The organism is Candidatus Leptovillus gracilis (genome assembly GCA_016716065.1).
Taxonomy (GTDB): Bacteria; Chloroflexota; Anaerolineae; order Promineifilales; family Promineifilaceae; genus Leptovillus; species Leptovillus gracilis.
The window spans coordinates 102,432-115,331 of sequence record JADJXA010000014.1 but is presented as its reverse complement, the minus strand read 5'-3'; the positions used below and the strand labels follow the sequence as shown (position 1 = coordinate 115,331).

The window sequence follows — 12,900 nt, the reverse complement described above, 5'->3', positions numbered from 1 at the left end:
AGCAGCAGCGCTCCCGCCAGGAACGCCAACAGGGGCAGCCATCTCCCAGTCTCCCAGTCTCCCAGTCTCCCAGTCTTCTTCAACCTCGCCCCAACACTGTCTGCACGGTGTAAACGGGTTTGTCTTGTGTTTCGTAATAAGTGCGCACCATCAGTTCGGCCAGCAGACCCATCACCAGGAACTGCGTCCCCAGGATAACAAAGAGGATAGAGAGGAGCAGCAGCGGCCGTTCGCCAATTTCCATCGCCCGAAACCCGGCCCAACCGCCGGTCAGCCCGGCCCACAGCTTCAACGCAACCAGATAAAACAGCCCCAGCCCACCGATGCTGCCCAGCGGGATGCCCAGCGCGCCAAAAAAGTGCATCGGCCGGTCGCCGTAGCGGCGCAAAAACAGGATGGTAAAGAGGTCCAGCAGCACGCGAAAGGTGCGCGAGAGGCCATATTTAGCCTTACCGGCCACCCGGGGGCGATGGTTGACGGGCACTTCGGCCATGGTAAACCCGGCAAAATGGACCATTTCGGGGATGAAGCGATGCAGTTCGCCGTACAAGTGCAGTTCCGCGGCCACCTCAGCGCGGAACAGACGCAAAGAGCAGCCGCGGTCGTGCAGCGGCACCTTGGAAAAACGGGCGATGAGGCGGTTGGCAATGTAGGAAGGCACTTTGCGCAGCAAGAAGGCGTCCTGGCGATTTTGCCGCCAGCCGTTGACTACGTCGTACCCTTCGTCTAGTTTTGCCAGCAGGCGGGGGATGTCGGCCGGGTCGTTTTGCCGGTCGGCGTCCAGGGTGAGAATCAGCCGTCCCTGGGCGTAGGCGAATCCGGCGGCGAAAGCGGCCGTTTGCCCGTGATTACGACGAAAACGGACGACGACCACCCGCTCGTTTTCGGCGGTCAAAAGCTTCAGCGCGTCAAAACTGCCGTCGCTGCTGCCGTCGTCCACAAACACCACTTCATAATCCAGGGGCAGATCGGCTAAGGCGGCGCTGATTTCGGCTAGCAACGGCCGTACATTCTCCACCTCATTGTACACAGGTATAACTAGACTCAGCTCTTTAGTAGCCATAACTGCCTGATTCTAACACGCGCAAAAGCAAAGCAAAAACCAGAACCCTCGCCGCCACTTGGGGTTAAACAAAGAGAGTGTAAAATATAACGTGGTGCGTCATAGGATTTCGGATTTCGGATTTCGGATTTTGGAGTTGGTTATCCAACTACCAGATGATTCAACTAACAGACTACTCGACTAATAATGAACATTTCAGTTATTTGCACAGTAAAGAACGAAGGGGAGGCGATACGGCCGTTGCTCGACTCGCTCATCCACCAATCCCGCCCAGCCGACGAAGTGGTGATTTGTGATGGCGGCTCCAGCGACAACACCCTGGAAATCGTGGCTGAGTATAAAAACCTGGCTGCCGCTGAAGCTCATCGTCGCCCCCGGAGCCAACATCAGCGAAGGGCGCAACCGGGCCATCGCCACCGCCGCCGGGCCGATCATCGCCGCCACCGATGCCGGTGTTGTCCTCTCGCCTTATTGGTTGGAAGACCTGTGCCGCCCCATTCTGGAGCAGCGCGCGCCGGTGGTCAGTGGTTGGTTCGAGGCGGATCCCTTCACCGATTTTGAAGTGGTGATGGGGGCAACTGTCTTGCCACAGCGCAAAGATGTAGACCCGGCCAATTTTCTGCCTTCCAGCCGCTCGGTGGCCTTCCTAAAAAGCGCCTGGGCGGAGGTGGGCGGCTACCCGGAATGGCTGGATTACAGCGAAGATTTGATTTTTGACATGGCCCTGCGCGAGAAATATGGCGCGTTTCCGTTGGCGGATACGGCCGTTGCCTATTTCCGCCCCCGCAGCAGCCTGCGCGCCTTCTTCCGCCAATACTACAATTACGCCCGCGGCGATGGCAAAGCCAACCTCTGGGGCAAACGCCACCTCGTCCGTTATGCCACCTATCTGATTGGCCTGCCGTTTGTCCTCGGCCTCATCTGGCGCGAAAAGCGGGCCGGTTGGCTGCTGCTGCTGTTGGGGACCGGCGTCTACACCCGCCGCCCTGCCGAACGCCTGTGGACAGATACCTGGGGTTGGCGGCCGCCTGCGCGCCTGCGCGCCTTCGCCCTCATCCCCATCATCCGCCTGGTGGGCGACGCAGCCAAGATGCTCGGCTACCCGGTGGGTTTGTGGTGGCGGCTGCGCCAAAACAAAGCATGAAACCGATGACCAAAACATGCGTACAGAAGTGGGAACGGCCGTATACCATCATAATCCCTACTTAAGTCATAACAAGGAGCAACATGAAAAGTCACGTTGTAGATTTTAAGATTTTTGGCGATGATTTGCAGTTTGTCGAAATTGAATTGGACCCCCAGGAAACAGTGATCGCCGAAGCCGGGGCGATGATGTACATGGAAGATGGCGTCACGTTTGAAGCTAAAATGGGGGATGGTTCCAACCCTGGGCGCGGCTTTTTTGGCGCACTGGGCAGCGCCGCTAAACGGGCTGTCACCGGTGAATCGCTGTTTTTGACGCACTTCACCAACAATGGCCAGGGCAAAAGGCACGTCGCCTTTAGTTCGCCCTACCCCGGCAAAATTATGGCGATTGACCTGGACGAAGCCAACGGCGAGTTGATTTGTCAGAAGGATGCCTTTCTGGCGGCGGCGTTGGGCACAGAAATCAGCATCGCCTTTACCAAACGGTTGGGCGCGGGCTTTTTTGGCGGCGAAGGGTTTATTTTGCAGCGGCTGGTGGGTGATGGCCTGGTTTTCATCCACGCCGGCGGCACGATTGTCGAGAAGCGGCTGAATAACGAAAAGCTGATGGTGGATACGGGTTGTATCGTGGCCTTTGAGAAGACCATCAACTATGACATTCAGCGCGCCGGTAATTTAAAGTCTATGGTTTTTGGCGGCGAGGGGCTGTTCCTGGCGACGCTGCAAGGGACGGGGCGCGTGTGGGTGCAGTCGCTGCCGTTCTCGCGGTTGGCGGACCGGGTGCTGGCCCATGCGCCAGCGGCCGGCGGCCGGCAGACGGAGGAAGGCTCGGTGTTGGGCCGGACGTTTACGGATTTGTTGCAGAAGTAGGGCGTTTTGGGAAATTAACGCAGAAGCGCGCGGCGGCGCAGAGAGAGTTTCTCTGGGCTGCCGCGCTTTTTGTTTGGGTGGAACGGCCGTGAACCACTACACAACCGGCGCGGCAAAAACTGCGCGAACGGTATTGGGTGACAGTGTGACCGGGGTAAAGAAACTATCAGGATACAGGTAGTCTTCACCCGAATCATCAATGAGGCGCAAGTAACCATCTTGCGCCGCGTTTTCGTCTGGTAAGACTTGATAAATTTTGCGCAACTGCAAGTCATCAGCGCCATCGTTTTGGATGCAGATGACGTAGTTGTGTTTCTCTTGTTGTGCCATAATCAATCCAAATAGCGTTTGATTTTTAGCAATCGTTTGCCAATTCCATGCGCTTCATACCAATGAACTTCACGCGCCTTAGTTGCCCATTCGCCAACAGAACGTGAGCAGTGCCTTTCATTTTTCGCCAATTGCCAGCGCCATATCGTGTATTTAAAGTTTCACGATCGCGAATACCTGTGCCTTTTGCAATGACTTCTATGTTGGTTACTTCACCAAGGATTTCAAAATACATTGATTGCAGCGCTTGGCAGAGATGAAGACCTTATTGCACAGGTTCAGGCAACATCTTCATTGCCCTATTTATTATCAGTAGATCGAACTGATTTGGGAGCGCAGGCGTCTCGCCTGCCAATGCGGGCAAGATGCCCGCGCTCCGTTTCGATCTACTGATTATACATGAGAATCCGGAAAACGGCCGTGACTGTGAACGAATGTCCTTCATAAGCTCAGCATGACAGTTACTGCACCACCACCTGAATCGTGTGCGGCTCGCCGACGTAGTTGCTGTCTTGCACCACGATGAGGCGCAGCCAGTAACTGCCAGGGGCCAGCCCCTCCGCGTGCAGCATTTCCAGTGTGCCATTGACCACCGGCGTGTTATGCGTCTCGCCCAGCGTCAGCCAGTTGACGTTGTCGCCATCCGGCACACCCAACTCGATTTTGTAAAACTGCACCACGCCCGGGTCGAAATCGGCAGTGCCCAGAATGGGCAAAATGCCGTTCACCACAGCGCCGTTGGCCGGGCTGGTGATGCGCCAGACGGCCGTTACATTCGGGTCACGCGCTGCCAGCAATAGATCATCGGTACACACGGCCGTTGGCAAAATCGCCAGATTATTCGCCTGCGCCCACTCGTGGGCCGCCTTCAGGCTTTCCGGGTTACGCGGCGGCGTCAGGAAGACTTGCGGCAGGGCATTGGGCGGCAGTTGGGCGGCGTCCGACCCTGCGCCAATCTGGCAGAAAATCTGCGGCGGTGGCTGTTTGTTGTCCGCGCCATCGCTGACCTGAAAGGCTTCTGGCGGCAAAGGCGGTAGGGGGACGGCGGGCATCCGCAGCACGGCCGTTTCCAATTCCTCCCAGCGCACTACATTCGGATCAACCGTCGGCTCTATAACCGGATTTTGCGCCACCAGGAACCACTCCTCGCCGCTGCGTTGGCAGTCTACCATGCCCGGCGCGACGGAGGCGATAGCGCATAACGGCCGTTTCTCCAACCCAGATGGCGGCGTAAACTGCGTCGGGGCGGGCACGCCATTCACGTTTAGCGCCTCCAACAAGGCATAGTCGGCGTACACCGCTTGCATGAAGTCGCCCCACAACGGGGCCGCGCCCGTCAGACCGCTGATGTTGAGCATGGGGCTGTTATCGGTGTTGCCCGTCCAGACGCCGACCACCAGGCCGGGCGTGTAGCCCATCGTCCAATTGTCGCGGTAATCATTGGTGGTGCCGGTTTTGGCGGCGGCCGGGAAGGGCAGCGCCAGCGGGTTCTGGCTGCCCATCGCCGCGACGCGCGCCGCGTCGTCGTCCAAAATGTCGCTGATGAGGAAGGCGACGCGGGGATCCAGCACGGCGGCGGCTGCTGGCGGCTGATATTCGTACAACACCTCGCCACTGCTTTTGGTCACGCGCAGCACGGCCGTTGGCGGTACTTTGCTGCCACCGTTGGCAAAATAGCATACGCGCCGGTTAGCTCCAGCGGCGTCACTTCGCCGCCGCCCAGCGTCAGCGCCAGACCGTAATTGGAACTGTCGCCGGTCCAACTGCTGATGCCCATTTGCTGCGCGAATTCGATGAAGTGGGGCACGCCGATGTCTTGCAAGGCCAGCACGGCGGGCACGTTGTAGCTGTTGGCGAGGGCGGCTCGCAGACGCACGGGACCGTGGAAACGGCCGTCATAATTCAGCGGCGTGTAGCTGCTGCCATCAAACTGGGGGTACTCTACGGCCACATCCCACAGTATATCGGCGGCCGTCCAGGCTGGTTCGCCGCCATCGGGCAGGGGCGACAGGGCGGCGGCGTAAGTGAGTGGTTTGATGGAACTGCCAGGCTGCTGCGGCGAGAGGGTGACATTGACACGGCCGTCAATGTCATCATCGTGATAATCCACGCTGCCCAACATTGCCAGGATTTCGCCGGTGGCTGGTTTCAGGGCGACCAGGGCGGCATTGTTGAGATTGTGCTGGGGGCCAACGGCGTCCACGTGCTGCCGCGCCAACTGCTCGGCCAGCCGTTGGTAACGCAAATCGAGCGTCGTGGTCACTTGCAGGCCGCCGTTGGCGACCGCTTCCGCGCCAAACTGTTCCTCCAGCAGCTGCCGGGCGTAAACGGCAAAATGGGGCGCGTTCAGACTGACTTCTTGCGGCGCGAAGGTGAGCGGTTCCCGGTAGGCGTCTTCGGCCTGAGTTTGGTTGATGACGCCATCGCCGACCATGAGGTTGAGGATGAGCCACTGCCGCTCTTTGGCCCCTTCCAGGTTGGTGAATGGGTCCAACTCCACCGGGCTTTGTGGCAGCCCGGCCAACAGCGTCGCCTCGCCGATTGTCAGGCTGGCGGCCGCTTTGCCGAAGTAGGTTTGGGCGGCGGCTTCTGCGCCGTAGGCCAGGTTGCCGTAGTAGATTTCGTTGAGGTACATCGCCAAAATCTCATCCTTGCTGTATTTCTGGTCCATGATCCAGGCCAGGATGATCTCTTTGGCTTTGCGGTTGTAGGAAACGGCCGTGCGCTCGTCGTAATCAAACACGATGTGGCGGACGATTTGTTGGGTGATGGTGCTGCCGCCAACGGGACGGCCGTCGGGGTTTTTGTAGTTGGCAATCAGAGCGGCAGCCAAAGCGGGGATGTCCAGCCCGGTGTTTTGGTAAAACGAGTCATCTTCCACCGAAATGGTGGCGGCAATCAGCGCCGGGGGCATTTGCGTCAGCGGGATTTCTGTCCGTTTCCCTTCGCCAAAAAATTCCCACAGCAGGGCGCCATTGCGGTCGAAGATGCGCGTCGTCTCAAATATGTCGCGCTCACGGGCAGTGTCTAACTTGGCAATGCCTGCCTCAATTTCGCGTGAGAGATTGCTGTAGACCAGTGTCCCGGCCACCACAATGCCGCCAAAGACAAGGACGGCCAGCAGCAAAACAGACACAATCGCCGCCTGACCCAAACAGCCCAGGCAGCCCCTTTTTTTACGCGGCGGCGCTGGTGGGGTATAGGGCGCTGCTGGTCGAAATTCGACAGGTCCGGTGGGCTGATCATCACGATATGTCATTGTTGTTTCCCTCAAAAATCAAATTGATTGTTATGCGTCAGGCGTGAAACGTTTGGGCAGCGGCGCTTGTTCCCCCTTTCTCTCCCGTTATAGGAACGAGATTTGTCCAATCTTCCTTACTTAGTTTACCTCCTCAGGCGGGTTTAAACTTGGCGGTTGGCTGACGCCATCCGCACGCAAAGGACACGGGAATGAAAAACGCGCCCGAAGGCGCGTGTTCCGTGTTCCGTGTCCCGTGTTCCGTTACCGAACACGGAATACTGGATACTGATTACTGAAATCCTCACCCACGACGCAGCAAATAGACCCCCGCCCCAGCGAGCAGCACCAGGAAGGCGGCGATGATGAGAATAATGCCGCTCATGTTAGCCAGGAAACCGCCGGATTGCTCGGCCGCGGCGTTGGTTGTATCAGCGGCGGCGGGTACGGCCGTTGCTTCGCTTGTGGTCAGGCTGGCGTCGGCTATCGCGTCGGCTGTTGTTGGTGGTGCGGTGGTCAGGCCAAAGCTGACCGGGATGATCACGCCATCCGTTACGGCGACCGCCCAACTTTCCGGTGTCGTGGTCTGATAGCCGGCCGGCGGGTATGCCTGTACCTGATAGGTTTCGTTGTTCAGGTTCTCGAAGCAGTAGAGCGGGTTGACGCCATCGGTGACGTAAGAGGCGACGTTTTTGCCGCCCTGGAAGACGCTGATGGCCACGTTGGACATCAAGGGCTCGGCGTCGAGATCGCGCTGGCCGTCGCTGTTGGCGTCTTCAAAGGCAGTCACGCAGATACCGTTGGCGGTATTGGCGTTGCTGACGGTGTTGAGGGCGGTGTCGCTGGTAACGGCCGTCTCTTCCGGTTCGGCCGTCGCTTCAGCGGCTTCCGCTTCTGCGGTTGGCTCCTCTTCTACCGGTTCTGGGGTGGGTGTGGGCGGCGTCTGGTTAGGCGGCACGATGATGAGTTCGTCGCCAGGGTTGATGAAGGTAGGGTTGTTGTTGAGGTCTTGAATGGCCTTCACCGCCGCTTCGGCCGAGAGTCCCATGACTCCGGCGTATTGGATCGCCAATCCCCAAAAAGAATCGCCACTTTGCACGGTGTGGACCACAGCGCCATCGGCGCGGGGGGTGGGTGTGGGCGGCGGCGTGGCTGTTGGCCCGGCCGGCTGCGCCACAGCCGCGCTGCCAGACGTTGTCCCGCCAGAAGCGGGCGGCGCAGTGACGGAATTGTCGCGTTCATCTAATGCCAGCATCGCCAGTCCATCCATGAAAAAGCCGTTGTTGATGTACGGGTCTTTAGAGGCCATCTCAATCCAGATGGTCATGTTCGGGCTGGTGGCGGTGAAATCGTGCAGGAAAACGGGGTACGCCTGATAAAAAGGCTGAATGTTGCCGGCCGTCCACCAGCCGCTGTATTGGATGGCCGACTCGTTGCGCCAGCCCGCGCCAACGGCGCTGGTCCCAATGCGTACCTGGCCGGAGTCCAGTTTACCAGGCGCTTGTTTGCCACCCTCATAAGATTCAACAATATCTATGAAAATGGGGATCGCCAGACGGTAGCGGCGGCCAACTTCCAGGCCAGAAACGTCTTGCGACAACCCGGCATACAGCGGCGCCCAACCTTTGAAGATCTTTAGCGCGTAAGAGCCATCACGAAAAAACAGGGTTTGTTCGTTAAGCGGGGCGTCTTTGATGTTCCAGACGACGGTCTCTGGGCGGGCGGCGTTGCCATTGGAACCGGCAAACGGCTGTCCATCCAGCCAGTGCATTCGCCAGCCGTTGGGGACGGTGATTTCAGAGATGCCGTCCTGGTTGTAGTGTCCGCCTTCAAAACCGGGATTGGTGAGTAGGTTGGTTTGCTGCGCGGCGGCCTGGGAAGACGGCCGTACCGCAGCGGCGACCACCAGGACAAACAGGGCGCTAAACAGCGCCAAATAGCTACGTTTCATCTTTTATTACCTCCACGGGATACGGTTGCTGCCTTTCCCGTTCTTGCCTCTTCTCTCATGCCTTACTACTTACTGCAGCCTATCACGAGCAACTTACAAAAATATAGCGCAATGCGTCATTGCGCTAGAGACAGGCACGGATTGTAACATAGCGCTCATGAAACAACAATTGGGCGGACGGCCGTTGAGTTGGCGGCCCTGTTGATGATCGGTACAATGGCTTTCATGGACAACATCCCTCCCGTCTCGCACGCCCTGGCCGCGCTGGGCATTCCCCATCGTGTGTTTCGTCATCCCGGCCCAGTGGCGTCGTTGGAGCAAGCCGCCGCCGAGCGCGGGCAAGAGCCAGGCCAGATCATCCGCAGCCTTGTGTTTCGCCTGTCGGCGGAGAGTTTTGTGATGGTGCTGATGGCCGGTCCGCAGCAAATTGATTGGAAAACGCTGCGCCGCTACCTGGGCGAAAAGCGGCTGACGACGGCCAGCGAAGAAGAAGTGATGCGTGTCACCGGTTATGAACGGGGCGCGGTGGCTCCCTTTGGCTTGCCCCAACCGCTGCGCATCCTGGCCGACGCCAGCATTTATGCTTACGAAGAAATGTCTATTGGCTCCGGCGAGCGGGGTGTGACGGTGATATTAGGACGAGACGATTTGCGTCGGGCGTTGGGGGACGTGGAGATGGTGAAATTTGGGGATGGGTAGGTGCGGGCACGGCCGTGCCGCCTCCCATTTTCCCACCACTACTGCGCCAACTTCGCACTCGCCAGCCGATTCAGGTCACAACAAAGCGTCAAGCAATTCATCTCTGCTCATATCCAAATGCTGCGCCACGTCGCGCAAAATGGCATTCAGGGTTCCGATGCGCAATGGACGATGGCGCGGGATGGTAATGTGATGTTCACCATTGCGCGTGGTGGTCAGGCGAATATGGCTGCCTACTTGCCGGGTAATCTCATAATCGAACGGCCGTAACAACTTCGCCAGTTTATCTCCATCCAGATCGCGCGGCAGGTTCACGCCGGAATAACCTCGTCCCGAACCATGTGCAGACGAATCAGTTTGGGGCGGTCTGCCGGTTCAAAGTGGCAGCTAACAGCTTCCTGAATCATGCTTTTCAGTTCATCCCAGCTATCGGCGTCTGTAAAAATCGAATGATCCAACGCCCGCGCTGTATAGCCCCCGTCCACATCTTCTTCGACGAGAAAGATAATTTCGGTCATCAGTCACTTTCCTTCAACAAGTCTGGCAACATTATAGCAGATGTCAGCGCGCCACCAGACAGACGGGCACGGCCGTTGCCTCCCCCCTGTTCCCCGCCGCATCAAAAGCTACCACCCGGAATGTATGGCAGCCGGGGCCGGGAATGGCCCATTTCTTGGTGAAGGGCGGCACGGTGCTGATGGCAAACGGCGCCTCCGCGCCGCCCACGTAAAACTCCACCCGGTCTACCGATAAATCGTCGCTCACCTGCGCCTGCACAATCACCCATTCCTCGTCGGTGAAGATTTGTTGATTGGGCAGAGGGAAGAGGATTTCGGCCGTCGGCGGCTCGTTGTCTATGGTCACATGCACGCTGGTTTCGGCGAAGCTGCCATCGTCCCGCACAACGGTCAGCAGCAAGGTGTAGAGGCCGCTCAGGTCGCTGGTGTCCCACACGCCTAACACATCATCGTTCTTCGGTTCGGTCACGGTGTCGGCGATGGTTTGCAGCGCGGTGGGCGTCAGGCCGGGGAAATAGGCCAGCCGGTAATGGGCAAAATCGTCGCTGCGGGCGGTGCCGGTGATGGTGAGCCGGCCGGTAACATAAGCGAAGCTGGCCGGGCTGCTAATGGCGACATCGCGGGTGGGCACGGCCGTATCCACAATCGTGTCATACTCCGTTGGCGGCTGCTCGATCTCATTCTCGCGCACCCAGTCGGCCGCTGCTTCCGGGTAGACGCGGTAAACGCGATTTTCTATCAGCTCCGGCGGCGTGTACAGCGTCGCCAGCCGCCCCGTCTCCCGGTTCACGGCAAACTCCTGGTAGATATTGTCGTAGACCGTCGGCTGCGTGCCGGCAATGAACAGTTCAGACACAGTGGGGCACAAACGGGTGGGCAGCAGGCCAGAGATATTGCACACGGCCATTTCCACAAAGCCCGACGGCCGTTGCCAGATTTCCACCGCCTCCCCTTGCAGCGCCCAACTCATCAACGCCCGCCAGATAGGCGCCGCCCCCTTGCTGCCCGGCAAATTGCTCATCGGCGAATTGTCCGTATTACCCACCCAAACGCCCGTCACCAACTGCGGCGTGTACCCCACCGCCCAACCATCGCGGTAATCGTTGGTTGTGCCGGTTTTCACGGCCGCCGGGCGATTGTCTGGCAGTTCCAGGGCGTTGGGGCAGCCAAAACCGGCGCAGCGCGCCCGTCGGTCGGAGAGAATATCGTTCATCAGATAGGCCAACTGCGGCGTCAGGATTTCGCGGCGCTGCGGCTGATTGTATTCGTACAGCACATTGCCCTGCCGGTCCTCCACGCGCAAAATCAGCACCGGGTCCAGCGTGCGATAGCCCAGCCGTTGTTCGGCTTCCGGGCGCGGCTGGCCGACCATGACGCCCATGTTGTCCATCACCGAATAGGCGTATACCATGTCCAGCAGCGTCACTTCACCGCCGCCCAATGTCAGCGACAGGCCGTAGGCGTTGGCCCCTTTGTCCAGGGTGGTAATGCCCAGGTTGTGGGCGGTGCGGATCACTTTATCCACGCCGACCCAACTGGTGGCCTGCACGGCCGGCACGTTGTAACTGTTGCCCAACGCTTCGCGCAGGCGGATGGGGCCGTGGAACTGACGGTCGTAGTTTTGCGGCACGTAGGGCACACCGTTGTAGGGCGTGCCAAAATCAGTCTCCACGTCCAGCATCATTGTCGCCGCGGTGTAGCCCTGGCTGAGGGCTGTCAGATAGGTGAACGGTTTGAAGGCGCTGCCCGGTTGGCGCAGGCCGTCTACGGCCACGTTAAACGAGCCATCAATGCTGGCGTCCCAATAATTACGGCTGCCAACCATCGCCTTGATTTCGGCCGTGCGCGGGTCCATCATCACGACGGCCACGTTGTTGACTTTGTGGTCCACGCCCACATCGGCGGTGTTGAGGGGCAGCAAATAGCTCAACGCCGGGCAGTTGTCCCGCTCGTCGGCGGGCAGACCGCCGCCCAAATCGCCCGATAAGCGGCCGACTTGCGCCCGCGCCACACATTCCGCCTGCCGCTGCATGGTTAAATCCAGGGTGGTGTAAACGCGCAGTCCACCGCCCAATACCAACGCCGGGCCAAACATCGCTTCCAACTGCTGCCGCACCTCCAGGGCAAAATGGGGGGCGATGATGTCGAAGCGCGCTTCCGGCGCTTCGACCAACTGCAGCGGCGCCAGTTTGGCCGCCGCCGCTTCTTCGCTGCTGATGTAGCCTTCGCGGGCCAGGGCGTCTAGCACCACTTCTTGCCGCGTTTTGGCGGCGACGGGGTTATTGATGGGGTTGAGGGCGGGCGATTGGGGAATGGCGGCGAGCATGGCTGCTTCGGGCAGGGTAAGCTGCGCGGCCGTTTTGGCGAAGTAAACCCGCGCCGCCGCCTCGATGCCGTAGGCCAGGTTGCCGTAGAAGTTGGTATTCAGATACCACTCCAACACTTGTTCTTTGGTGTAGGTGTTGGCGGCGCGATGGGCCAGCAGCAGTTCTTCTATCTTGCGTTGGTAATCGTCCAGGCTTACTTGGTCGCCCACCGTGCGGCGCTCTGGCTCGATGAGGTTGTTTTTGACAACTTGTTGGGTGATGGAGGAGCCACCCTGCACGCCGCCGCCTTCGAGCACATATTCGTAGAAAGCGCGGCCAATGCCTTGCAAGTCGTAGCCGGGATTGGTCCAGAAGGTTTTGTCTTCGATGGCGATGGTGGCGTCTACCAGGGCTTGCGGCGTCTGGTCCAGCTTGATCCACTGCCGGTCGCCGCCAAGAGGGTCTATGATCTCATAGATGAGGATGAGGTCGCGGGTTCCACCAGCTTTTTCGTCGCCCCAGGCGTAGATTTTGCTGGTCTCGAAGGTGTCGCTTTGGGTTTGGCCCAGGGCTTCCAGTTGGGTGAAGTCGGGCAGGTCTTGGGTGAAGTAAGCGTAGACGGCCGTTGCCGCCCCCACCGTACCCACCAAACCAAACATCATCACCAACAAACCAACCAACAGCAGCAAACCGGCTGTCTTCAAGACAGCCTGCCCGCTGCGCTGCCGCCGCCGCTGCCGCCGGGCGCGCCAATGAATGACCTGGGTTGTTTTAGGCAT

The 12,900-nt window shown here is 59.1% G+C and carries 10 protein-coding genes and 2 pseudogenes; 3 read left to right on the top strand and 9 right to left on the bottom strand.

From position 1 onward, the window contains the following. Positions 1–79: 79 nt before the first annotated feature. Complete coding sequence (locus IPM39_23945; protein ID MBK8989083.1) at positions 80–1,063, bottom strand: glycosyltransferase family 2 protein; 984 nt, start codon at positions 1,061–1,063, stop codon at positions 80–82. 186 nt (positions 1,064–1,249) lie between these two features. Here IPM39_23945 and IPM39_23940 point away from each other — a divergent pair. Next, positions 1,250–2,207 (top strand): annotated as a pseudogene (locus tag IPM39_23940) (glycosyltransferase). A gap of 83 nt (positions 2,208–2,290) precedes the next feature. Then, on the top strand, positions 2,291–3,079 hold the full coding sequence (locus tag IPM39_23935) for a TIGR00266 family protein (protein MBK8989082.1): 789 nt from the start codon (positions 2,291–2,293) through the stop codon (positions 3,077–3,079). 96 nt (positions 3,080–3,175) lie between these two features. On the opposite strand, the gene IPM39_23930 is transcribed toward IPM39_23935, so the two are convergent. The 5 genes and pseudogenes from IPM39_23930 to IPM39_23910 all read right to left on the bottom strand — a co-directional run bounded on the left by IPM39_23930 (position 3,176) and on the right by IPM39_23910 (position 8,598). After that, complete coding sequence (locus tag IPM39_23930) at positions 3,176–3,409, bottom strand: hypothetical protein (GenBank protein ID MBK8989081.1); 234 nt, start codon at positions 3,407–3,409, stop codon at positions 3,176–3,178. 2 nt (positions 3,410–3,411) lie between these two features. Further along, positions 3,412–3,644: pseudogene (locus tag IPM39_23925) on the bottom strand (hypothetical protein). A gap of 226 nt (positions 3,645–3,870) precedes the next feature. Next, on the bottom strand, positions 3,871–5,037 hold the full coding sequence (locus tag IPM39_23920; GenBank protein MBK8989080.1) for a hypothetical protein: 1,167 nt from the start codon (positions 5,035–5,037) through the stop codon (positions 3,871–3,873). Continuing rightward, positions 5,034–6,668, bottom strand: a complete 1,635-nt coding sequence (locus IPM39_23915; GenBank protein ID MBK8989079.1) for a transglycosylase domain-containing protein — start codon at positions 6,666–6,668, stop codon at positions 5,034–5,036. Before IPM39_23915 ends, IPM39_23920 begins: the two co-directional genes overlap by 4 nt. A gap of 283 nt (positions 6,669–6,951) precedes the next feature. Next, complete coding sequence (locus IPM39_23910) at positions 6,952–8,598, bottom strand: LysM peptidoglycan-binding domain-containing protein (GenBank protein ID MBK8989078.1); 1,647 nt, start codon at positions 8,596–8,598, stop codon at positions 6,952–6,954. 201 nt (positions 8,599–8,799) lie between these two features. Between IPM39_23910 and IPM39_23905 the strand changes: the two genes are divergently transcribed. Continuing rightward, complete coding sequence (locus tag IPM39_23905; GenBank protein ID MBK8989077.1) at positions 8,800–9,297, top strand: YbaK/EbsC family protein; 498 nt, start codon at positions 8,800–8,802, stop codon at positions 9,295–9,297. 75 nt (positions 9,298–9,372) lie between these two features. Here the strand turns inward: IPM39_23905 and IPM39_23900 are convergent, their stop codons facing one another. The 3 genes from IPM39_23900 to IPM39_23890 are packed head-to-tail and all read right to left on the bottom strand — an operon-like array spanning position 9,373 to position 12,900. After that, positions 9,373–9,612 (bottom strand): type II toxin-antitoxin system HicA family toxin, encoded by a 240-nt coding sequence (locus IPM39_23900; protein ID MBK8989076.1) that lies wholly within the window; start codon positions 9,610–9,612, stop codon positions 9,373–9,375. After that, positions 9,609–9,815 carry a 2-oxoisovalerate dehydrogenase gene (locus tag IPM39_23895; GenBank protein ID MBK8989075.1) on the bottom strand — a complete coding sequence of 69 codons (207 nt, stop codon included), beginning with the start codon at positions 9,813–9,815 and terminating at the stop codon, positions 9,609–9,611. The genes IPM39_23900 and IPM39_23895 overlap by 4 nt, the downstream gene beginning before the upstream one ends. A 43-nt stretch (positions 9,816–9,858) precedes the next feature. Next, positions 9,859–12,900 carry a transglycosylase domain-containing protein gene (locus IPM39_23890; protein MBK8989074.1) on the bottom strand — a complete coding sequence of 1,014 codons (3,042 nt, stop codon included), beginning with the start codon at positions 12,898–12,900 and terminating at the stop codon, positions 9,859–9,861.

Bases quoted from the DNA above. Each gene is read 5' to 3' on its own strand.
- IPM39_23945 (MBK8989083.1), bottom strand. From the start codon at position 1,063: ATGGCTACTAAAGAGCTGAGTCTAGTTATACCTGTGTACAATGAGGTG.
- IPM39_23935 (MBK8989082.1), top strand. From the start codon at position 2,291: ATGAAAAGTCACGTTGTAGATTTTAAGATTTTTGGCGATGATTTGCAG.
- IPM39_23930 (MBK8989081.1), bottom strand. From the start codon at position 3,409: ATGGCACAACAAGAGAAACACAACTACGTCATCTGCATCCAAAACGAT.
- IPM39_23915 (MBK8989079.1), bottom strand. From the start codon at position 6,668: ATGACATATCGTGATGATCAGCCCACCGGACCTGTCGAATTTCGACCA.
- IPM39_23910 (MBK8989078.1), bottom strand. From the start codon at position 8,598: ATGAAACGTAGCTATTTGGCGCTGTTTAGCGCCCTGTTTGTCCTGGTG.
- IPM39_23895 (MBK8989075.1), bottom strand. From the start codon at position 9,815: ATGACCGAAATTATCTTTCTCGTCGAAGAAGATGTGGACGGGGGCTAT.
- IPM39_23890 (MBK8989074.1), bottom strand. From the start codon at position 12,900: ATGCCTAAAACAACCCAGGTCATTCATTGGCGCGCCCGGCGGCAGCGG.